The sequence below is a fragment of the Komagataeibacter medellinensis NBRC 3288 genome, assembly GCF_000182745.2.
GTDB lineage: Bacteria > Pseudomonadota > Alphaproteobacteria > Acetobacterales > Acetobacteraceae > Komagataeibacter > Komagataeibacter medellinensis.
Genome location: NC_016027.1, coordinates 1,591,140 through 1,611,894, shown reverse-complemented (window position 1 = coordinate 1,611,894; position 20,755 = coordinate 1,591,140). Strand labels below are relative to the sequence as shown.

15 protein-coding genes are annotated in these 20,755 nt (G+C 64.1%); 8 read left to right on the top strand and 7 right to left on the bottom strand.

Annotation, left to right across the window (positions count from 1 at the left end; genetic code table 11):
• The first annotated feature begins 32 nt into the window (after positions 1-32).
• Positions 33-299, top strand: coding sequence for a hypothetical protein (locus GLX_RS07360; RefSeq protein ID WP_041247257.1), 267 nt, complete (start codon positions 33-35; stop codon positions 297-299).
• 118 nt (positions 300-417) lie between these two features.
• Here GLX_RS07360 and GLX_RS07355 read toward each other — a convergent pair whose 3' ends face one another.
• Both GLX_RS07355 and GLX_RS07350 read right to left on the bottom strand, forming a co-directional pair.
• Positions 418-1,683, bottom strand: a complete 1,266-nt coding sequence (locus GLX_RS07355) for a D-amino acid dehydrogenase (protein ID WP_041247700.1) — start codon at positions 1,681-1,683, stop codon at positions 418-420.
• A gap of 94 nt (positions 1,684-1,777) precedes the next feature.
• Positions 1,778-2,803: an NAD(P)/FAD-dependent oxidoreductase gene (locus tag GLX_RS07350; RefSeq protein WP_041247699.1), complete on the bottom strand. Its 1,026-nt coding sequence runs from the start codon at positions 2,801-2,803 to the stop codon at positions 1,778-1,780.
• 162 nt (positions 2,804-2,965) lie between these two features.
• Here GLX_RS07350 and tsaE point away from each other — a divergent pair, with 162 nt between their 5' ends.
• The 5 genes from tsaE (at position 2,966) to trxA (ending at position 11,232) form a co-directional block, all read left to right on the top strand.
• The gene (gene tsaE, locus GLX_RS07345) at positions 2,966-3,433 is read left to right on the top strand and encodes a tRNA (adenosine(37)-N6)-threonylcarbamoyltransferase complex ATPase subunit type 1 TsaE (protein WP_014105356.1); all 468 of its coding nucleotides are present in this window, start codon (positions 2,966-2,968) and stop codon (positions 3,431-3,433) included.
• Entirely contained in the window at positions 3,430-4,191 is a 762-nt protein-coding gene (locus GLX_RS07340; RefSeq protein WP_014105355.1) for a nucleotidyltransferase family protein, read from the top strand. Before tsaE ends, GLX_RS07340 begins: the two co-directional genes overlap by 4 nt.
• On the top strand, positions 4,188-7,238 hold the full coding sequence (gene addB / locus GLX_RS07335; RefSeq protein ID WP_014105354.1) for a double-strand break repair protein AddB: 3,051 nt from the start codon (positions 4,188-4,190) through the stop codon (positions 7,236-7,238). The genes GLX_RS07340 and addB overlap by 4 nt, the downstream gene beginning before the upstream one ends.
• Positions 7,235-10,828, top strand: coding sequence for a double-strand break repair helicase AddA (addA, locus tag GLX_RS07330; RefSeq protein ID WP_041247256.1), 3,594 nt, complete (start codon positions 7,235-7,237; stop codon positions 10,826-10,828). The genes addB and addA overlap by 4 nt, the downstream gene beginning before the upstream one ends.
• Before the next feature lie 74 nt (positions 10,829-10,902).
• On the top strand, positions 10,903-11,232 hold the full coding sequence (gene trxA, locus GLX_RS07325) for a thioredoxin (RefSeq protein WP_014105352.1): 330 nt from the start codon (positions 10,903-10,905) through the stop codon (positions 11,230-11,232).
• Between the two features lie 21 nt (positions 11,233-11,253).
• On the opposite strand, the gene hpnK is transcribed toward trxA, so the two are convergent.
• The 5 genes from hpnK to dxs all read right to left on the bottom strand — a co-directional run bounded on the left by hpnK (position 11,254) and on the right by dxs (position 17,637).
• Positions 11,254-12,108, bottom strand: coding sequence for a hopanoid biosynthesis-associated protein HpnK (hpnK, locus tag GLX_RS07320; protein ID WP_014105351.1), 855 nt, complete (start codon positions 12,106-12,108; stop codon positions 11,254-11,256).
• 79 nt (positions 12,109-12,187) lie between these two features.
• Complete coding sequence (gene hpnJ / locus GLX_RS07315) at positions 12,188-13,612, bottom strand: hopanoid biosynthesis associated radical SAM protein HpnJ (protein WP_014105350.1); 1,425 nt, start codon at positions 13,610-13,612, stop codon at positions 12,188-12,190.
• Between the two features lie 108 nt (positions 13,613-13,720).
• On the bottom strand, positions 13,721-14,899 hold the full coding sequence (gene hpnI / locus GLX_RS07310; protein ID WP_014105349.1) for a bacteriohopanetetrol glucosamine biosynthesis glycosyltransferase HpnI: 1,179 nt from the start codon (positions 14,897-14,899) through the stop codon (positions 13,721-13,723).
• A gap of 63 nt (positions 14,900-14,962) precedes the next feature.
• Positions 14,963-15,625 (bottom strand): ABC transporter substrate-binding protein, encoded by a 663-nt coding sequence (locus GLX_RS07305; RefSeq protein ID WP_014105348.1) that lies wholly within the window; start codon positions 15,623-15,625, stop codon positions 14,963-14,965.
• Positions 15,622-17,637, bottom strand: coding sequence for a 1-deoxy-D-xylulose-5-phosphate synthase (dxs, locus tag GLX_RS07300; RefSeq protein WP_014105347.1), 2,016 nt, complete (start codon positions 17,635-17,637; stop codon positions 15,622-15,624). The genes GLX_RS07305 and dxs overlap by 4 nt, the downstream gene beginning before the upstream one ends.
• 448 nt (positions 17,638-18,085) lie before the next feature.
• On the opposite strand from dxs, the gene hpnH reads away from it, so the two are divergent.
• Together hpnH and GLX_RS07290 are read left to right on the top strand one after the other, a co-directional pair.
• Positions 18,086-19,267 (top strand): adenosyl-hopene transferase HpnH, encoded by a 1,182-nt coding sequence (gene hpnH / locus GLX_RS07295; protein ID WP_014105346.1) that lies wholly within the window; start codon positions 18,086-18,088, stop codon positions 19,265-19,267.
• Between the two features lie 129 nt (positions 19,268-19,396).
• A complete protein-coding gene (locus GLX_RS07290) occupies positions 19,397-20,686 on the top strand; it encodes a hemolysin family protein (protein WP_014105345.1) in 1,290 nt (429 codons plus the stop codon).
• The last annotated feature ends 69 nt before the right edge of the window (positions 20,687-20,755 follow it).

Genomic DNA, 20,755 nt, shown 5'->3' with positions numbered 1-20,755 from the left:
ATGAAAAGTCCCGGTCTGTGGAGTATTTTTATATGATCGTTTCCCCCCGTCGTTTTCTTGCCGCCATGTCCGCTGTTGCCATCATGGGCGTTGCCGCACCTGTCATGGCGCAGACGGCTGAGCCCACAACTCCGGCCGTTTCTGCCCCGGAACACGCACCGGACGCCGCTGCTGGCACCGCTGCTCCGGAAGCTGGTGCGAAGAAGCACCACAGCGGCAGCCACCACGGTGGCCATCACCATGGTGCGAAAAAGGCTGCTGCGGGCGCAGAAGCCCCTGCTGCTCCGGCCGCACAGTAATCACTGCCGCATGCCGACCGGCCCCGCCGCCATGGTGGGGCCGGTCATGGCAGCCAGATGGAAAAGCCCGGTTTACACCGGGCTTTTTTATTGTCTGCAAGGTAGGGCACCAGTTCTGTCAGCCTCTGGCGTAACGGTCCAGTGACAGGTCAAGGCTGGGGATTTCAGTCGGTCTGTTGCTCATGCGGTCTGCCAGGATACGGCCCGAACCACAGGCCATGGTCCAGCCCAGCGTGCCATGCCCGGTATTGAGCCACAGATTGGAGAACCGTCCGCTCGGCCCGATGACCGGCGTGCCATCAGGCGTGCTCGGACGCAGGCCGGTCCAGTAAGTGGCCTGTGACAGGTCGCCGCTGCCGCCAAACAGTTCGGAGAAGGAGAGTTCCAGCAATGCGCGCCGGTCGCGGCTCAGGCGCAGGTTGTAGCCGGTCAGTTCTGCCGTACCACCAATGCGGATGCGCCCACCCAGACGGGTGATAGCAACCTTGTGGCTCGTGTCATTGACCGTCGAGAGCGGTGCGTGCATCGCATTGATGACCGGCAGCGTCAGGGAATAGCCCTTGGTAGGATAAACCGGCAGAGCAAGTCCCAGCGGGCGCAGCAGCAGGGGGGAATAGCTGCCCATGGAAACAACATAGGCATCTGCTGTCAGGCGCCCGTGCGATGTGCGTACGCCCAGTATCTCGGTGGCGGCGGCGTCCAGTGCCTCCACCACTGTCTCATAATGGAACGTGACGCCCAGTTCCGCTTCCGCCTTCTGGGCCAGGCGTTGGGTGAACATGTGGCAGTCTCCCGACTCGTCACCTGGCAGGCGCAGGCCACCACTGAACAGGTGTCGCTTTGCCGCAAGGCCCGGTTCGTGCCGGGCAATCCCGTCGCGGTCCAGCAGTTCGTGGGCAATGCCCGCCTGTTCCAGCAGCGCCATGTCACGGCTGGCGCCATCAAGTTGCGCCTGCGTGCGGAAAAGCTGAATCAGGCCGCGCTGTTCATCATCATAGGTAATGCCGGTATCCTGGCGTAGCGTATCAAGGCAGTCGCGGCTGTACTGCGCCACGCGCAGCATGCGGGCCTTGTTGATCCCGTAATCATGTGCATTGCAGTTAGCCAGCAACTGTCCGATCCAGCGCAGCATGGCCAGGTCGAGGCGGGGACGGATAGTGATGGGAGCGTGGCGGCCGCTCATCCACCGCAGCACCTTGAGCGGCAGGGCAGGTTCGGCCCAGGGTGCGGAAAACCCCGGTGAGATCTGGCCCGCATTGGCAAAGGATGTTTCCAGCGCGGCTGCAGGCTGGCGGTCCACGACCGTAACCTCATGGCCTTCCTTTGCCAGGTACCATGCGGCGGTAACACCCACCACGCCCGCGCCCAGAACGATAACCTTCACAGTTTCATCCTTACTTCCGTCATCAACACTGCGGGGATGCGCCAAGCGGAAGCAATGGTCAACCGCCTGTGTCATAACAGGGGGTGCGGTAAATTCAGGTGGTGGGCACGCCCTTGCTGGTTGAATATTCGAAATGTAGCGCGGTTTCGGGGTGTACGATGGGATGGATGGCGTGTGCGGCCATGGCCCCTTCGCTAAAGCCCTGCAAGATCAGCTTGAGCTTACCGGGATAGGTCGCGACATCACCCACGGCAAAAATGCCGGACAGGCTGCTTTCGCATGTCGAGGGGGTGACGGGAATGGTCCCGCGCACAGTGTCCAGCCCCCATTGCGCGATGGGGCCAAGGTCGGTTGCCAGCCCGAAGAAGGGCAGCAGGTGGTCACACGCGACATGGCGCACCGTGCCATCCAGTGTGGCCAGGTCCACACCTGCAAGCTGCCCGTCCGTGCCGTGCAGGCCGTGCAGCTGGTAGCCGATGATCTTCTCGACCTCGCCGCGCGCCACCGCTTCGTCAAGCTGGCGCAGGCTTTCGGGAGCAGCGCGGAAGCGGTCGCGCCGGTGCACCAGCTTTACGCTGCGCGCGACCTCGCGCAGGGAAAGCGCCCAATCCACAGCCGAGTCGCCTCCACCTGCGATCAGCACGTCGCGGTTGGCAAAGTCGGCGCGGCGGCGCACGAAATACTGCACGCCCCCACTGCGCTCGAATGCTTCCAGCCCTTCCAGCGGGGGGCGGTTGGGGCCGAATGCGCCAGCACCCGCCGCAATGATGACCGCATGGGCATGGATGGTGTCACCGTTGCTGGTACCCAGGCGAAAACTGCCGCGCGTGCCCTCCAGACTTTCCACCCGGCGGCCCAGCAGGCGGGGCACGTCAAAGGGTGCGATCTGGCGGTCGAGTGCATCGATCAGCGCGCCGCCTTCAATGGCAGGGTGACCCGGAATGTCATAAATCGGCTTTTCGGGGTACAGCGCCGTGCACTGGCCGCCAACGGCATCGAGTGCATCGATCAGGATGCAGCCCAGCTTGAGCATGCTGCACTCAAAGGCGGCGAACAGCCCGGCCGGGCCTGCGCCGATAATGGCCACATCCGTGGTGTGGGTGGGGGAAGGGGTGGTCATGTCCGGCTCTGTCATCCCGCGATCCATCAGGTCAAAGGCATATGTTGGCTGCGGTTTTGCGTTGTTGCCCGCAATGGTGCAACCCCCTTGTGCATGGCGGTGGGGCAGGGGCACAATCAGCCAATGCAAGACAACCCCACAAGGGCGGAAGAAGGCAGCGCCATGCTGGAAATTCCGCTATCCGACACAACTGCCACCCACCGACTGGGTCAGGCCCTGGCGCGGTTGCTGACGGCAGGTGACGCCGTGTTGCTGGAAGGCGATCTCGGTGCTGGCAAAACCACGCTGGCACGCGCCCTGCTGCGCGCGCTGTGCGCCGACCCGGACATGGAAGTGCCAAGCCCGTCCTACACCCTGGTGCAGGTCTATGATGCACCGGTGGCAGAGGTCGCGCATTTCGACCTGTGGCGGCTGGACGGGCCGGGCGCCCTGTTTGAGTTGGGCTGGGATGATGCGTGCGAGGGCATTGTTGTGGTGGAATGGCCTGATCGCCTTGGCACGCTTGCCCCCCCGGATGCGTTGCGTATTCACCTGCTGCATGGGGCGGATGGCGGACGTGTGGCCCGGCTTGGGGGATGGGGCGCGCGGTTGGCGCAGCTTGGCAATATGGGGAGGGGAGAACAGTCATGAGCGTAGACATGCCGCGTGTCGCCATGGTTTTTGCAGCGGGAATGGGGCAACGCATGCGACCCCTGAGCGAGCAGGTGCCCAAGCCGCTGCTGCAGGTTGCGGGGCAGCCGATCATGGATCATGTGCTGGACCGGCTGGAGGCGGCGGGCGTGCCCGAAGTCGTGGTCAACGCCCACTGGCAGCCGCAAGCCATTCATGCAGCCTTGGGCGCGCGCGCCGCCAGCGGGCGGGGGCCGCATACGACCGAACAGGTTGAAACCACCCTGCTGGAGACCGGTGGTAGTGCCGCTGCTGCGCTGCGGGCGGGACGGCTGGGGTCGGGGTCGTTTTTCCTGCTCAATGGTGATGGTATGTGGCTCAATGGTCCCGTGCCCGCCCTGCGGCGGCTGGCGGCGGCTTTTGATCCTGCGCGCATGGATGCCATGCTGCTGCTTGGTGCCATGACGCGGGCAGTGGGGGAGGTAGGGCAGGGCGATTTTGCCATTGATACCCATGGTAACCCACGCCGCCCGCGTGCGGGTGAAATCACGCCCTATGTCTTTACCGGGGTGCAGATCGTCTCGCCCGCCCTGTTCGCGGGCGCGCCTGAAGGTGCGTTCAGCATGAACAGGTTGTGGGACCAGGCCATGGCGGCGGGCCGACTGGGGGTGATCGTGCATGATTCGCTATGGTTCCATCTCTCCCGCCCGGCTGACATCACGGCCGCCGAGCAGGTTCTGCATTCCGCCCTCAATCCGGACCGGGACAACGATATATGACCGGAAGCCGGGAACGTCCCTGCCCACGGGGGCGCGTGGCCATGGTGCCGTCACATGTGCCCTTTGTGGACCAGATCGCGGCCCGTTGGCTTGAACAGGCCAGGCATGACCCGCAGGCCAGCGGCACCGGCCTGATCCTGCTGCCCAGCCGCCGTGCCGCCCGCGCCCTGACCGAGGCGTTCGTGCGCCAGGTCGATGGCCGCCCCATCCTGCTGCCCCGTATTGCCCCGATTGCCGCCCTTGATGAGGCAGCGCTTGCCCTGTCTGGCCGCAATGCGCTTGATCTGCCGCCAGCGGTGGACCCGGTGCGGCGGCTGGCTACGCTCAGCCTGCTGGTCATGCAGGCGGGACGTGCGTTTGGCGATGTGCAGGGCGTGGATCAGGCCTGGCCGCTGGCGCGCGCGCTGGCAGACCTGATGGATGAGGCCGAATGGGCCGAATGCGACCTGCGCGAACGCCTGCCCCATGCGGCGGAAGGTGATTTTGCCCAGCACTGGCACCAGACGCTCAGGTTCCTCTCCATCGTGACCAGCGTGTGGCCTGCATGGCTGGAGGAACAGGGAGTGATGAACCCCGTGGCCCGGCAGGCCGCACTGCTGCACGCGCAGGCAGAACGGTGGGAAGATCATCCCCCGCCGCCGGGCACCCCCATATGGGCCGCCGGTTTTGCCGATGCCGTGCCTTCGACCATCGCCATGCTGCGTGCCGTGTTGTCCCTGCCCGACGGGCTGCTGGTCCTGCCCGGTGTGGATATGGCCTGTGCCGGGGCGGTATGGCAGCGCCTGCCGCCTGACCATCCGCAGGCTGGTACCGCCCGCATGCTGGCTGAACTGGGTATCGGGCGTGAAAGCATGGAACAGTGGGACAGCCTGCCCCCCGGCTGCAACGCCAGCAGCCCGGCCTCGCGCGCGGGCCTGCTGGCGCGCGCGCTCCTGCCTGCCCATGCGCTGGAACAGTGGCGCGCGCCCGATGCGCCGGTGGCGGCCGATGGTCTGTCGGTGCTGCGCAGCACCGACCAACAGGAGGAAGCCGCCGCCATCGCCATGGTGCTGCGGCAGGTCCTCGAACGGCCTGGCCAGCGTGCGGCCCTTGTCACCCCCGACCGGGCGCTGGCCGGGCGCGTGGCGACGGAACTGGTGCGCTGGGGCGTGATTGCCGATGACAGCGCGGGTGAAAGCCTGCTGGCCATACCGCAGACCGCCTTTTTGCGCCTGATCGTGCAGGCGGTTGATGGTGGCCTTGGGCCGGTTGCACTCCTGTCCGTCATCAAGCACCCGCTGGCGGCGTGTGGCCTGACACCGGGCAACTGCCGCGCCAGTGCCCGCCAGCTGGAGCGGCTGGTCCTGCGTGGCCCGGCCCCCCCGCCCGGTATTACGGGGCTGCGTCGCGCGCTGGTGCGGGCCGCAGACGACCCCCATGGCGCCATGGCCGACGCACCTGATGCACCGGAGGAGATCAATGCCTTCCTGACCCGGTTGGAGACTGCCTTCGGTCCCCTTCTGTCCCTGCCGCGCAGTGCGCTGGTGCCGGTTTCCACCCTGCTTTCCGCGCTGGTCGAGGTTGCGCAGAACCTTGCCACCACGGATACGGCCGATGGCGCCGAGCGCCTATGGGCGGGTGAGGAAGGCAATGCGCTGGGTCAGCACATGAGTGCGATGCTGGCCTGGTGCGATGTGCTGCCCGATGCCCGGCTGGGCGCGCTGGATGGTCTGCTGGCCTCCTCGCTTGCGGGTATGAGCGTGCAGGGGCGCAGGGCGCTGCGCGGGCGCTCGGGCACGGTCCACCCGCGCGTGTTCATCTGGGGCCTGCTGGAAGCCCGGCTACAGACGGCAGACCTGATCGTGCTGGGCGGCCTGGCCGAAACCGTATGGCCCCCCGCCACCGATCCGGGGCCATGGATGAGCCGCCCCATGCGCACGCGCGTGGGCCTGCCCCTGCCAGAATGGGCGATCGGGCAGGCGGCGCATGACTTCGTCTCCTGTGCGTGTGCGGCACCACAGGTCGTGCTGTCGGTAGCAGGGCGGCGGCAGGGTGCGCCTACGGTGCCCGCGCGCTGGCTGGTGCGGCTGGATGCCTATCTGGCCGGGCATGGCCACGCGCTGCCCGCCCATCCCGCCCTGCGCTGGCTGGACAGCCTTGACCGGCCCGAGGGCGCGGCCACTCCGGTTGCCCCCCCACAGCCGCGGCCTGTGGTTGGCCTGCGCCCGCGCAGCCTGTCGGTGACCGAGATCGAGACATGGATGCGTGATCCTTACGCCATTTATGCGCGGCGGATCCTGAAGCTGAACAGGCTGGCGGATCTGGAGGAACAGGCCGATGCCGCCGATTACGGCCAGATCGTGCATGCGGCCCTTGAACGCTGGTTCCATGCCCATCCTGCTGACTGGCCCGCCGATGGTGCCGTGCAGATGCAGGCGGTCTTTGCCGATGTGCTGCGTGAAGCCGACCTGCGCCCGGCCCTTGCCGCATGGTGGGGGCCACGGCTGGAGCGGATTGCCACATGGTGCGCCCGGACCGAGCAGGCGCGCCGCACCACTGGCGGTCCGCGCACGGTGCTGACGGAGCTTACGGGTCGGATGGTGCTGACCGACCTTCCCGGCGGCCCCTTTACCCTGCGCGGGCGGGCTGACCGCATTGACCTGTATGGTGAGGGCAGTCTGAGCCTATTCGATTACAAGACCGGCACCCTGCCATTGCGGCGCAGCGTGATCGAGGGCTGGCAGTCCCAACTGGTGCTGGAGGCCGCAATGATTGAAAGTGGTGGTTTCCCACCCCCCGTGGCGGGCAATGTGGCGGAACTGGTGTACTGGCGGTTGACCGGCGGCCATGTGCCGGCCCAGGTGCTGGACGTGGCGCGCGGGGCCGAACTGAGCGACCTGATCGCGCGCTGTCGTGATGGGCTGCGCACCCTTGTTGCGGCCTATGACAGCCCTGACCAGCCTTATCTGTCCCATCCATGGCCCGGCGAGGAACCGCGCTTTGCCGATTATGCCCACCTGGCCCGGGTGGCGGAATGGAGCGCCGCACGCGAGGAGACCGCCGGATGAACCGACCCGTCATGAAAGGGGAAGGCATGGTGGATGCTATCGGCCTGGCCAACCGCAGCCAGGCGCAGGCATCCGACCCGCAGGCTTCCGTATTCGTCTCGGCCTCGGCGGGCAGTGGCAAGACCAAGCTACTGATCGACCGCCTGCTGCGCCTCATGCTGCCGCGCGATGTGCCCGACCGCGATGGCGTCATGACCCGTGTGCCCGGCAGTGATCCCGCGCGCATCCTGTGCCTGACCTTTACCAAGGCGGCGGCGGCAGAAATGTCCATCCGCCTGCAAAGCCGGCTGGGTCAGTGGGTCATGCTGGCCGATGATGCGCTGGATATGGAACTGGCCCGCCTGTCGGTGCCCACTGGGGCCCAGACAAGGCAGGTGGCGCGTGAACTGTTCGCCCGCGTGCTCGACCTGCCCGGCGGCATGCGCATTGGCACCATCCATGCCTTCTGCCAGTCGCTGCTGCGGCGTTTTCCCATTGAGGCCGCGATCAGCCCGCATTTCACCCTGATCGAGGAAACCGACGCCCGTCTGGCCCAGCGCGCGGCGGTGGAGGATGTGGTGGGACAGGACGGCCCGGCCGTGTCCATTCTGGCCGCCCAGATCGGGGTGGGGGAGTTTACGACCCTGATCGGCCGCCTGCAGGCCCAGTCGCGCCGTATTCTGCCCGTGGCGCGGCGCTGGCAGAGTGATCCCGCTACGGTAGAGGCTGCCCTGATGCGTCTGCTGGGCATCAGGGGCCGCAATGCGGAGGACGTGCTGCATAATGCCTGCGCCACTATTCCCGATGAGGACGCCCTGCGTGATGGCCTGCGGTTTGTAGCGCAGAAAGGTTCGCCCACCGTGCGGGCGCAGGCCGAAACCATGCTGGCATGGCTGGGACAGGACACGGCGGCCCGTGCGGCAGGCTGGTCCACATGGCGTGCCAGCCTGCTGACCCAGAAAGGCGAACCCCGCCAGCGTGGGGGGCTGAATGCCAAACTGGCGGCCGAGCGTCCTGAACTTGCTGACCAGCTTATGGCGCAAGCCACGCGCGTGATCGGCATTGACCGACAGTTGCGTGCCATTACGGTGTTTGAACTGACCTGCGCCCTGCTCTCCGTGGCCCAGCCGGTGCTGGAACGCTACGCCACGCGTAAAAGTGCGCAGGGCATGGTCGATTACGATGACCTGATCGACCGCACGCTCCAGCTGCTGGATGATCCGGGGGCGGCGTGGGTGCTGTACAAGCTCGATGGCGGCATCGATCACCTGCTGCTTGATGAGGTGCAGGATACCTCCCCCGACCAGTGGGCCATTGCCGGTGGCTTGACCGCCGAATTCTTTGCTGGTGAAAGCATGCATGATGATGAAGGCTGCCCGCGTACCATCTTCGCGGTAGGGGATTACAAGCAGTCGATCTATTCTTTCCAGGGTGCGGACCCGGAAGCTTTCCGCGCCTGGCGGCAGCGCTTTCGCAGGCGGGCGGGGGATGTGCAGGCCCTGTGGCGCGAACCGGCGCTGACCGTCTCCTTCCGCTCCACCGCTCCGGTACTGAATCTGGTCGATAGCGTATTTGCCAATCCCGCCGCCGCCCGTGGCGTGGTCGAACCCGAAGGCGGGATTCCCGCCCATGTCACCGCCCGGCCGGGACAGGGCGGGCGGGTGGAAATCTGGCCCCCCGTACCGGCGGAAGCCAGCGAGACGGATGTCAGCCCGTGGATGGCGCCGCGCCAGAATGCGGGCCAGTCCACCGCCCAGCAGCGCCTGGCCGATACATTGGCAGGCTGGATCGCGGGCGAGTTGCAAAAAGCGCCTCCACCGGGGGAGGCACCGCTTGCGCCGGGTGATGTGCTGATCCTTGTGCCACGTCGTTCCGCCTTTGTCCGCGCGCTGATCCGGGCGCTGAAAACGCATGACGTGCCGGTGGCGACCCTGGTGCGCACCGTGCTGACCGACCAGCTTGCTGTGCGGGACCTGATGGCGCTGTGCGCGGCCTTGTTGCTGCCACAGGATGACCTGACCCTTGCCTGTGTCCTGACCTCGCCCATTGGTGGGCTGGATGATGAAGCACTCATGCCGCTCGCTACCGGGCGCAATGGTCAGCCGCTGTGGGCGGTACTGCGCGCACGCCATGCCGAACGGCCGGATTGGGCGGCGGCGTGGCATGTGCTCAATACCCTGTTCCGACAGGTGGACTACGCCACCCCCTATCAGCTTCTGGCCGAAGCCCTTGGCCCATTGGGGGGGCGTACGCGGCTGCTGGCCCGCCTGGGGCCGGAAGCGGTGGAGCCGGTGGATGAACTGCTCTCCGCCGCCCTGCGCTTTGAGGAAGCGCATGCCATCTCGCTACAGGGATTCCTGCACTGGCTCAACGCATCGGACGAGACCGTGCGCCATGAGCCGGATGCCTCGGCCAACATGGTGCGCGTCATGACCGCGCATGGGGCCAAGGGGTTACAGGCGCGGCTTGTCATCCTGCCCGACACCATTGCCGCCCCGCGTTCCGACACCAACATCCTGTGGGAGACTGACAGCGCAACCGGGCTGGACATACCCATCTGGGTACCTCGGCGCGAACTGGGCACGGATGTGACGGCATCCCTGCAGGAAAAGATCCGCCTGAATGCGGCGGAGGAATATAACCGCCTGCTTTACGTTGCCCTGACCCGCGCCAGTGACCGGCTGGTGGTATGTGGGTGGGAGCCGGGCCGTGGCGTGCCCGATGGCTGTTGGTACGACCTGTGCCGGCAGGGGTTTGAAAGCGCGGGCGCTGTGGCTCGGCCATTTGATCTGGGCTGGGAAGAGGAGATGCTGGTGCTGGAGGAACTGCCCGCCAGCCCGGTGGCCCGCGCGACCCCCACACCGGTCCCGGATGGCCAGGGCATGGAGGCACGAACGCTGGCGCTACCGGACTGGATGGGCCATGCCCCCCTGTGGCGGCCCGTCATGCCGGTGGCGGAAGGGCCGCTGGCCCGCCCGCTCGCACCCAGCCGACCTGATGACGTAGCCCTTGGCTCCCAGCCCGCCGTGCGTTCGCCCCTTGTCATGGCCAGTACCGTGCGTGACCGGGCGGATATGCTGGCCCGCCGCGCCCGTGCGCTGCAGCGTGGGCAACTGGCCCACGCCTTGCTGCAGTACCTGCCCGATTGCCCCGTGGACACACGGGCGGAACTGGCCGAAGCCTGGCTTGCCCGCCCGGCGGCTGGTCTTGCGTCCGGGCAGCGGGGTGAACTGGTGGCGCAGGTGCTGGCCATCATGGACCAGCCCGAACTTGCCGCCCTGTTCGCGCCGGGTAGCCGCGCGGAGCAGCCGCTGGCTGGTGTTGTAGGTCAGCAGGTGATCGTGGGGCAGGTGGACCGTATGGCGGTGGGTGCCGATACGGTTACGGTGTGCGATTTCAAGACGAACCGGCACCCTCCTGAAAGCATTGACAGGACACCGGTGTTGTACTTGCGGCAGATGGCGGCCTACCGGGCGCTGCTGCGCGGGGTGTATCCGGGACGGCAGGTTGTCTGCGCGCTGGTCTGGACGGAGGGCGTGCGGGTTGACATCCTGCCTGCTGCATTGCTGGACAGGTATGCACCCGATATGAAGGATGCCGCGCAGGCTTGACCCCATGCCCCGTCATGGCCATGTCAGCACAACACGGGCGGTTACCCCACCGCCACGAAAGGAGTTTTTGAGTGATGAGCGAAAATACGATTGCCGTAAGCGACGACCAGTTCAAGACCCTGGTGCTGGAGTCCAAGGAGCCGGTTCTGGTTGATTTCTGGGCGGAATGGTGTGGCCCGTGCAAGATGATTGCCCCAGCACTTGATGAAATCGGTGCGGAATTCAAGGGCAAGATGACCGTGGCCAAGGTCAATATCGACGATAACCAGCGCACGCCTAACGACTACGCCGTGCAGAGCATCCCCACCCTGATCCTGTTCAAGGACGGCAAGCCCGTGGCCAAGCAGTCGGGCGCCGTGCCCAAGAGCCAGCTCAAGGCATGGGTACAGGCCAACCTCGGCTAAAAATGATGTAGTCGTGGCCCGTCAGCGTGCGCGGGCCACGTCCGTCCATGTCGTGGGGGTTGCCCCCGCATGTGCCAGGCCTGAGCGGAAGCCGGGAGCGCACAGCGTGCGCAGTTCGGCCTCATGCTCATAGGTAGGCATCAGCTTCTGTAATAACTGGTTCTTTGCCGTGGCCGGATGGAAATAGATTTCTGACAGGCCATCAGGCAGGTGGGCGGCAAGGGCCGAGACGCGTTCGGTCGTCATATGTCCGCTCCATGCCAGCCCGAAGCACCAGTCATTGGTAACCAGTCCTGCCTTATGTGCCTGGTGGCGCAGCAGGCTGGTCCAGCGGCGCAGGGCTGCATCCCCCAGCGTATCGGCATAAGTCCCTGCCGCGTAAAGCGGCTGGGGTGGTTCCAGCGGCACACGGATCGCACGCAGGCCGTGGCGCAGGCCGCTTTCAATCATGTAACGCCCCACGGTGGGGTGCAGGTGCATGTGCTTGTGTGCGTTGGCGTGGTCCAGCGCCAGGCCGGTTGCGCTGAAGGCACGGAACTGGGCCTCGATCTCGGCTGCCAGTTCCCGGCGCACGGCGGGGCGGAAGAAATACTCCACGCCCAGCTTCAACTGGTCGGAAGGGAACTGTCCGTCCTGCGGCACCAGCAGTGGTATATCGGCAGGCGGCAGGGTTGCCGGTCCTTCGATTGCAACCAGGTGTAGCCCCACCCGCAGGTCCGGCAGTTTTTTCGCACGGCGCACGGCGTCAGCTGCCGCCGGTCCCGATACCATCAGGCTTGCGGTTGACAGTAATCCGTCCCGATGGGCGATCTCGATCGCCTCGTTCACTTCTTCGGACAGGCCGAAATCATCGGCGGATATGATGACGCGCTTCATGATGGAAAACCGGATGGCATGAAAAAAGAAATGCCGGAACCCGAAGGTCCCGGCATGGGTGTAATCGCAGGCAGCCAGATCAGGCGGCGCGGCGTTCGCGCAGGAACTGGAAGAACTCCACCCCTTCGCGCAGGCGGCGCTTCATCATCTGCGGGCTGCGGACCATCTCGTTCAGGATCGAGGCGATCTTCGGCGCGCGGAAATAGAACTTCCGGTAGAATTCTTCCACGCTCTGGAAGATTTCCGTGTGCGACAGATGCGGGTAGTGCAGCGGTGCGATCTGCACGCCGTTATCGTCGATCAGTTCGGCGTTTTTCTCATCCAGCCAGCCATTCTCGGTCGCCTGCTTGTGCAAGAACGTGCCGGGATAGGGCGCTGCCAGTGAAACCTGCAGGGTGTGCGGGTTGATCTCGGTGGCAAAGCGGATGGTTTCCTGAATGGTCTCCTTCGTTTCGCCCGGCAGGCCGAGGATGAAGGTGCCGTGGATCTTGATACCCAGTTCGTGGCAGTTCTTGGTGAACTCACGCGCCGTCTCGACGAGCATGCCCTTCTTGATGTTGTGCAGGATCTGCTGGTTGCCGCTCTCGTAACCGACCAGCAGCAGCCGCAGGCCGTTGGCCTTGAGCACTTCCAGCGTCTTGCGGGGCACGTTGGCCTTGGCGTTGCACGACCATGTCACGCCCAGCTTGCCCAGTTCCTTGGCAATCGCTTCGGCGCGCGGCAGGTCATCGGTGAAGGTGTCATCGTCGAAGAAGAATTCCTTCACCTGCGGGAAGTACTGCTTCGCCAGGCGGATTTCAGCGGCCACATGCTCGGGGCTGCGGGTGCGGTAGTGGTGGCCCCCTACCGTCTGCGGCCACAGGCAGAAGGTGCAGCGCGACTTGCAGCCACGACCGGTATAGATCGAGATATACGGGTGCATCAGGTAACCGATGAAGTAATCTTCAATCTTCAGGTCACGCTTGTACACTTCGGTCACGAACGGCAGGCTGTCCATGTCCTCGATCATCGCGCGATCGCGGTTGTGGATGATCTTGCCGTCCGCATCGCGCCAGGAGATGCCATCGACATCTTTCCACTCGCGGCCTTCTGCCATTTCCTTGATGGTGAAGTCGAACTCGTTACGTGCCACGAAATCGACCGGCGGGGCGTTGAGCAGGCTTTCTTCCGGCTGTACGGCCACTTTCGCGCCGACCATGCCGATCTTGACCTTCGGGTTCGCGTCCTTGAGCATCTGGGCCACGCGTACGTCCGAAGCGAAGGACGGGGTGGAGGTATGCATGATGACAAGGTCGCGGTTACGCACGTCTTCCAGGATCGGCTCCATGCCCATGCGCGCGGGCGGCGCGTCAATCAGGCGGCTGCCCTCGACCATGGCGGCAGGCTGTGCCAGCCATGTCGGATACCAGAACGATTTGATTTCCCGCTTGGCCTGATAGCGGGAGCCGGCCCCACCGTCGAATCCGTCAAACGAAGGCGGCTGGAGAAACAGGGTTTTCATCATGCTACGCGTATCCTCGGGTTCTGGCGGGGAAAGTGGGGTTCCCTTATACCCGTTCTTATTAACTACAAGGTTGGTTTTTCAAAGCAGGTTCAGCCTGCCCATGGCGGGTCAGTCACGGGGCGATGCCGGCTGTGACCGCGATGTCATGACCGAATGAGGTGTGACATGCATGGTCTGTCCGCGCCAGGCAACCCGGGTGCCGGTTACGCTGCCCACCATGATCGCGGCCGATATCCAGTCGCGCAGGGGTAGCAGGAGCAATGGCAGCAGGCTGCGTTGCGCCAGTGCCCGGTCCAGGATGAAGGAACATATGCCCCGCCATGCCCATGTCCCGGCAAAGAAGAACCACGTCCAGGCGGCATGTGGCGCCAGAAGCACGGCAACACTGGCCCAGAACAGTGGCAGCTGGATGGCGGACGCCGCATAGCCCGCAGGCTCCAGCGTCTTGACGGTACGGCCCCAGCGCAGTTCATGCGCCAGCACCTCACGCATCGAGGTTTCACCCACCGTGGTCCATGTCATGCACGCAGCAATGGCGATGTCCTTGCCCCGGTCGCGCACATAGCGACCGAGGATCGCATCATCCGCCACATGTGGTACCAGAGCTTCCAGCCCGCCAATCGCGTCGAGCATGGAACGGCGCAGCGCCATGGTGGCGCCCAGGCAGTCCTGCCGCCCCAGATAGCGCGACAGCATGACGCCGGGCAGGAAGTTGTGGTTGATCTGGCACGCGGCCAGCAGGCGCGGCACGGTGGAGGAGGCAGGCAGACCAGCATAGAGCGTGGTGACCAGCCCCACATCGGCTGGTACCAGCGCACCTACTACATGGCGCAGGTAATCAGGCGCCACATGGATATCCGAATCGGAAATGACCAGCACATCATGCTTCACTTCACGCATGATGTTGATCAGGTTGCCGATCTTGCGGTTGACCCCGTGAAAGGTGGCGTCAACCACCAGTTTCATGTCCACCGCCGGGTGGCGTTCCATCAGGCGGTGCACGATAGGAATTGCCGCATCATCTTCCGATTGTACGCCAAAGACGATCTGCATCTGCGGATAGTCCTGGGTGCAGAAGCTTTCCAGCGCTTCTTCCAGAAGCGGCTCATCACCATGCAGTGGCTTGAGCACGGATACGGGGGGCATGGGCACCTGCCGGTCCACCCGTGCTTCCTGCCAGCGAAAACGCGAGACCAGAACGGTGCCGAGCGCTGCCTGCATGCACCCGGCAGCCGCAACGGTTGCGGCCAGTCCGGCGGGTGAAACAAGAGCGTTGAGAACAGACATTATCTTTCCGGCAAGGTCCCGCGTATGGAGCGAATCAGAACAGGGCGTAAGGGAAGGGTACGATTACTCTTCCGCAAACGTCTTGATTTTCTTCTGTAACAGATTTGTCAGTTTTTGCACATTCCCGCCCGAAAGCGCGGAGCTGAAATCAGCACGCTGTGCCGCGACCTGGCTGATATGGGCATTGAGCAGCACATCAACGATCTGCCAGCCCTTCGCACCCGAACGCATTACGTAATTGATTTCGGTGCCGTTTGCATCATCAGAGGAGCCGATGCGCGTTACAACAATGCGGTCATTGCCAACCGGTGAGGGGGTGACGGCAGGCTCGATGGTGAAGCGTGCGTCACTGCCCGGCTTGAAGCTGGATACGTAGCGGGCAATCGTGAATTGGCGGAATGTTGCCAGCAGGGTCTGCTTCTGGTCAGCGGGCAGTGTCGCGTAGCGCGGGCCGATGGACGATGCGAGTACGGTCTCCATGTCATAGGCATGGTCGATGACCGGGGCCAGGATCTGGGAACGCTGCTCGAACGAACCGGCCCCCTTGGCCTGGATACGGTCAAGGGCGGCATAGAGCGCCTTGATCGGTTCCTGCACCTGTGTGTCAGATGCGCTGGCAGCATGCGCCGCATGGATGGGGAAGACGGCAGGGACGACCGGTGCCGCCATCAGGCTGGCGCACAGCGCCAGCGACGTGGTTTTCAGGACATGTTTCATAATGTTCATGATTTCGGTCCGTTTGCGGTCTTTAGCAAGGGCTGCGTCATGCTGATTCCGACACCCAGCGCCTCAAGGGCGGTATTGGTGATGGCCGCCGCATCCAGCCCTGCCTCGATATACTGGGCATCCTGGGTGTTATGGTCGATGAAGCGGTCGGGCAGTGTCATGGGGCGGAAGCGCACGCGGTCCAGCAGGCCGGTTTTGGCCAGATGGGTCATGACAAAGCTTGCAAACCCGCCAACCGACCCTTCCTCGATGGTGATCAGCACGGCATGGTTGCGCGCCAGCTGTTCGACCAGTGCGGTGTCGATCGGCTTGGCGAAGCGGGCGTCGGCCACGGTGGGGGACAGGCCGTGCGCGGCCAGCATGTCGGCGGCTTTCAGCGCATGTTCCAGCCTGGGACCAAGCGAGAGGATGGCAATGCCACCCTGTTCCGGCCCGGACTGGCGCGCCATCTCGCGCACGATTCGCCCGCGCCCGATCTCCAGCACCTCGCCCGCTGCCGGCAGCGCCAGCCCCAGCCCGGCGCCACGCGGGTAACGCAGGCCGATCGGGCCTTCGTCAAACGCGATGGCGGTGGCGGTCATGTGCATCAGTTCCACCTCGGTGCTCGGCGCCATCAGCGTGATGCCGGGCAGGCAGCCAAGGTAGGCGATATCGAAGGAACCCGCATGCGTTGCGCCATCGGCCCCCACCAGGCCCGCGCGGTCGATGGCGAAGCGCACCGGCAGTTTCTGCAGCACCACGTCATGCATCACCTGATCATAGGCGCGCTGGAGGAAGGAGGAATAGATGGCGCAGAACGGGCGCAGCCCCTCGGTCGCCATACCGGCGGCAAAGGTCACGGCGTGCTGTTCGGCAATGCCCACATCAAAAAAGCGATCGGGATAGGCTTTGGCAAACTTGTCCAGCCCCGTGCCCGACGGCATGGCGGCGGTGATCGTGACGATCCTGTCGTCCGTCGCGGCCTGGCGCACCAGTTCCTTGGCAAAGACCGAGGTGTAGCTGGGCGGGCCGGACGGACCCTTCTTCTGCTCACCGGTCACGACATTGAATTTGGAGACGGCGTGATACTTGTCACCTGCCGACTCGGCCGGGGTGTAGCCATGGCCTTTTTCGGTAATCACATGCAGCAGCACGGGGCCGACATCCTCGGCATCGCGCAGGTTGCGCAGGATGTGGACCAGCTGGTTCATGTCGTGGCCGTCAACGGGGCCGACATAATAGAAGCCCAGTTCCTCGAACAGCGTGCCGCCGGTCATGATGCCGCGTGCGTATTCATCCGCCTTCTTCGCCGTGCGTTCCAGTCGGCCGGGCAGGCGCTTGGCCATCTTGGCGGCAAGTTCGCGCAAGGAAAGGAACTTGCGCGAGGACATGAGCCGCGAAAGGTAGTTCGACATCGCGCCCACCGGGGGGGCGATCGACATTTCGTTGTCGTTGAGCACCACGATCAGGCGCTCGGCCCCCGGACCGCAATGCGACGCGTTGTTCATCGCCTCATACGCCATGCCTGCCGAGATCGAGCCATCGCCGATCACGGCAATCACATTGCGTTCGCGGTAGGCGGGGTCTTCTTCCGCGCGCAGGTGATGGGCCACGGCCATGCCGAGACCGGCGGAAATGGAGGTCGAGGAATGGGCCGCGCCAAACGGGTCGTATTCGCTCTCGCTACGGCGGGTGAATCCCGAAAGGCCGCCCGGCTGGCGCAGGGTGCGGATGCGCTCGCGCCGCCCGGTCAGGATCTTGTGCGGATAGGCCTGGTGGCCCACATCCCAGATCACCCGGTCATCGGGCGTGTCGAACACGGCATGGAGCGCGACCGTCAGTTCCACCACGCCCAGCGACGCGCCAAGATGCCCGCCGGTGGTGGAGACGGCATCAATCGTCTCGGCGCGCAGTTCGTCCGCCAGTTGCTTCAGCTGCTCCACCGAAAGGTTGCGCATGTCATGGGGGGCCCGGACTCGGTCAAGCTGCGGGTAGCGACCAAGGGTGGGAATCGCGGGTTTGGTCTGGTCCATGATGTTCGCGTCCGTTATTCTGTGTTGGCCCTTAGTCCCTTGCGGGGAGGAACCAGCCCGGGTTTCGGTTTGGCCAGTCGGTTCCGGGATCGGGACCGGCACCAGGCTGCTCCGGCGGTGATGAATGGCTCATGGCATGAAAACCATGGCGACCGTAGCGTAATCGCGATGTGTTACTCCGGTTAAGCGTGTAAATACAGTCTCTAATTCTCTGACTGTTGTTAATTGGCCACACCGAAGCCAATAGCAATTGAATACAGGATAGTTTCTGTCCTATACCCTTCCGAAAGGCTTCATGTGTCGTACAAGTCCGCAACCTCGGCATGCTCTATATGCACGGCTGGGCGATGTTGGGCTTGTTTTCTCGTAGGTGGATGTGTCCATAGTCCGACCTACCAGACTTGAAATATGAGACCGGCGGTTGGGCCGGTGCAGGAGCAGAGGTTTCATGGCCGTTCCTATTATGCAGGCAGTCCGCGTTGGTGCCTATGTTGTCAAGCAGCATATCACGCGGCGCAAACGTTATCCGCTCGTGCTTATGCTCGAGCCATTGTTCCGCTGTAACCTGGCCTGTGCCGGGTGCGGCAAGATCGACTATCCCGCCCAGATCCTGAACCAGCGCATGACCCTTCAGGAATGCCTGGATGCCGATACCGAGGCAGGCGCACCGGTCATTGCCGTAGCTGGAGGTGAACCGCTTCTGCACAAGGAAATGCCCGACATCATCCGCGGACTGATCGCCCGCAAGAAGTACGTGTATCTGTGCACCAACGCCCTTCTTCTTGAAAAGAAGATGGACGATTACGAGCCGAACCCGTTCTTCTCGTGGGATGTGCATCTTGATGGCGACCCGGCCATGCATGATGCCTCGGTCTGTCAGGATGGCGTGTACGAACGTGCCGTCTCTGCGATCAAGAAGGCGAAGGCTCGCGGTTTCCGCGTGTCGATCAACTGCACCTTGTTCGACGGGGCCGACCCTAAGCGCGTCGCCACTTTCTTTGATGAAGTGATGGCCATGGGGGTCGATGGCATCATGACCGCACCGGGCTATGCCTATGAGCGTGCGCCCGATCAGGAACACTTCCTGAACCGCCAGAAGACGAAGCAGCTGTTCCGTGACATCTTCCGCCTGGGCAAGGGCAAGAAGTGGCGTTTCACGCAGTCGCCGCTGTTCCTGAACTTCCTGGCGGGCAACGAGCAGTACCACTGCACGCCGTGGGGCAAGCCGCTGCGTAACGTCTTTGGCTGGCAGCGTCCGTGCTACCTGCTGGGTGAAGGCTATGCCAAGAGCTTTGAAGAGCTTATGGCCGATACCGATTGGGATGCCTACGGCACCGGCAATTACGAAAAATGCGCCGACTGCATGGTCCATTCGGGCTACGAATCCACGGCGGTCATGGATGCCGTCCGTCGCCCCTGGCATATTGCCAAGGTTGCCCTGTTTGGGCCGGAGACGGAAAAGCCGATGGCGCCGGAAATCTCGCTGGCTAACCAGCGCCCGGCCGAATACGTGTTTACCCAGCATGTGGATGCGAAAATGGCGGAGCTTGCCGCCCGCAAAAAGCCAGCGGCCCCACCGCGCGTGAACCGGGTATCGGCCCCGGCCGAAACCGCGGATGCAGCCGACTGAACCTGACGTTCAGACTGCCAGATACATACTGAAGATGGGAAAGGCGGGGCATTTGTCCCGCCTTTTCCTTTATTGGCCCCTGTGCGGTGTGTGCCCGCGCGGACAATTATGCTGTAGGATCGTGGGATCATGGTTGTCTCACTTATTGTCATATTGGGTCTTGTCCTGCTCAACGGGTTGTTTGCCATGGGTGAACTGGCCCTGATTTCCGCCCGGCGGGCCCGGCTTGCCGTTCTTGCGCGCAACGGCACCAAGGGGGCGGACCGTGCCCTGCGGCTGGCTGCAGACCCGCAAAGCTTCCTGCCCACCGTCCAGATCGGCATGACCCTGGTCTCGATTCTGGAAGGTACGTTTGGTGGTAACAGCATAGAGGCTGGCGTCAGCCACTGGCTGGCCCATGTGCCTGCCCTGCGCTCCATTGCCGATGAACTGGCCATGTTCCTTGTGGTCAGCGCCATCACCGCCGTCATGCTGGTGCTGGGTGAGCTAGTGCCCAAGCAGATCGCCCTGCAGCAGCCCGAACTGATCGCGGCCCGCCTGTCGCTGCTGCTGGAATGGATGGCGTGGGCCACGCGCCCGGTGGTGTGGCTGCTGGGCCGTTCATCCGAACTGGTGCTGCGGCTCATGGGTGTAGGGGGAGCGATCCGGCAGTCCGTATCGGTTGAAGAACTGCGTGCCTACATTGCCGAAGGGGCGCAGGCGGGGGTGCTGGAGCAGGAGGAGCGCGACATGATCGAGCGCCTGCTGCGGTTGGCCGAACGCCCCGTGCGCGCCATCATGACGCCGCGTACCGAACTGTGCTGGGTTGAGCGCCACGTCCCGCGCGCACAACTGCTACAGGTTCTGCGTTCGACTACCTATTCCCGCATTGTGGTGTGTGAGGGGGGCGTGGACAATCCCGTTGGTATTATTCTGGCCAAGGACATGCTGGACCGTTTCCTTGATGGCAAGAGCCCTTCGGTCGAGATCGGGCTGCGCCACCCCATATCGGTGCCTGATACGCTTTCTGCCTTCGATATGCTCGAGCGCATGCGGGCCTCGCCATTGGGGTTGGCGCTGGTGCTGGATGAGTACGGGTCGTTTGAGGGGATCGTGACCTCCTCCGACCTGTTCGGCGCCATTGTGGGTGAACAGCATGAGCCGGGTAGCACACCGCCGCAGCGTCTGGGGCATGATAACGTGCTGGTGCTTGATGGCGCCATGCCCGCTGACGAGGTCAAGGACCGCCTCGGCCTGTCCGATCTGCCGGCGGAAGGCAGTTACCATACGCTGGCGGGTCTGGTGCTGGCCCTTCTGCGGCGCGTGCCCGCCAAGGGGGACAAGGTGGTGTTCTCTGGCTGGCTGTTCGAGGTGCTGGAAATGGAAGGTCGCCGCGTCGTACGCGTGCAGGCCAGTCGCCAGCTTCTGGCAGAAAACTGAAGGACTGTCTGAAACGACCAGAAGTTTTTGGGTGCCGCCTTTTTTCAAAAAGGCTTCACCAAAAACGTC

Bases quoted from the DNA above. Each gene is read 5' to 3' on its own strand.
- trxA (WP_014105352.1), top strand. From the start codon at position 10,903: ATGAGCGAAAATACGATTGCCGTAAGCGACGACCAGTTCAAGACCCTG.
- GLX_RS07305 (WP_014105348.1), bottom strand. From the start codon at position 15,625: ATGAACATTATGAAACATGTCCTGAAAACCACGTCGCTGGCGCTGTGC.
- GLX_RS07290 (WP_014105345.1), top strand. From the start codon at position 19,397: ATGGTTGTCTCACTTATTGTCATATTGGGTCTTGTCCTGCTCAACGGG.
- addB (WP_014105354.1), top strand. From the start codon at position 4,188: ATGACCGGAAGCCGGGAACGTCCCTGCCCACGGGGGCGCGTGGCCATG.
- addA (WP_041247256.1), top strand. From the start codon at position 7,235: ATGAACCGACCCGTCATGAAAGGGGAAGGCATGGTGGATGCTATCGGC.
- hpnH (WP_014105346.1), top strand. From the start codon at position 18,086: ATGGCCGTTCCTATTATGCAGGCAGTCCGCGTTGGTGCCTATGTTGTC.
- hpnK (WP_014105351.1), bottom strand. From the start codon at position 12,108: ATGAAGCGCGTCATCATATCCGCCGATGATTTCGGCCTGTCCGAAGAA.
- GLX_RS07360 (WP_041247257.1), top strand. From the start codon at position 33: ATGATCGTTTCCCCCCGTCGTTTTCTTGCCGCCATGTCCGCTGTTGCC.
- dxs (WP_014105347.1), bottom strand. From the start codon at position 17,637: ATGGACCAGACCAAACCCGCGATTCCCACCCTTGGTCGCTACCCGCAG.
- hpnI (WP_014105349.1), bottom strand. From the start codon at position 14,899: ATGTCTGTTCTCAACGCTCTTGTTTCACCCGCCGGACTGGCCGCAACC.
- GLX_RS07340 (WP_014105355.1), top strand. From the start codon at position 3,430: ATGAGCGTAGACATGCCGCGTGTCGCCATGGTTTTTGCAGCGGGAATG.
- GLX_RS07350 (WP_041247699.1), bottom strand. From the start codon at position 2,803: ATGACCACCCCTTCCCCCACCCACACCACGGATGTGGCCATTATCGGC.
- tsaE (WP_014105356.1), top strand. From the start codon at position 2,966: ATGCTGGAAATTCCGCTATCCGACACAACTGCCACCCACCGACTGGGT.
- hpnJ (WP_014105350.1), bottom strand. From the start codon at position 13,612: ATGATGAAAACCCTGTTTCTCCAGCCGCCTTCGTTTGACGGATTCGAC.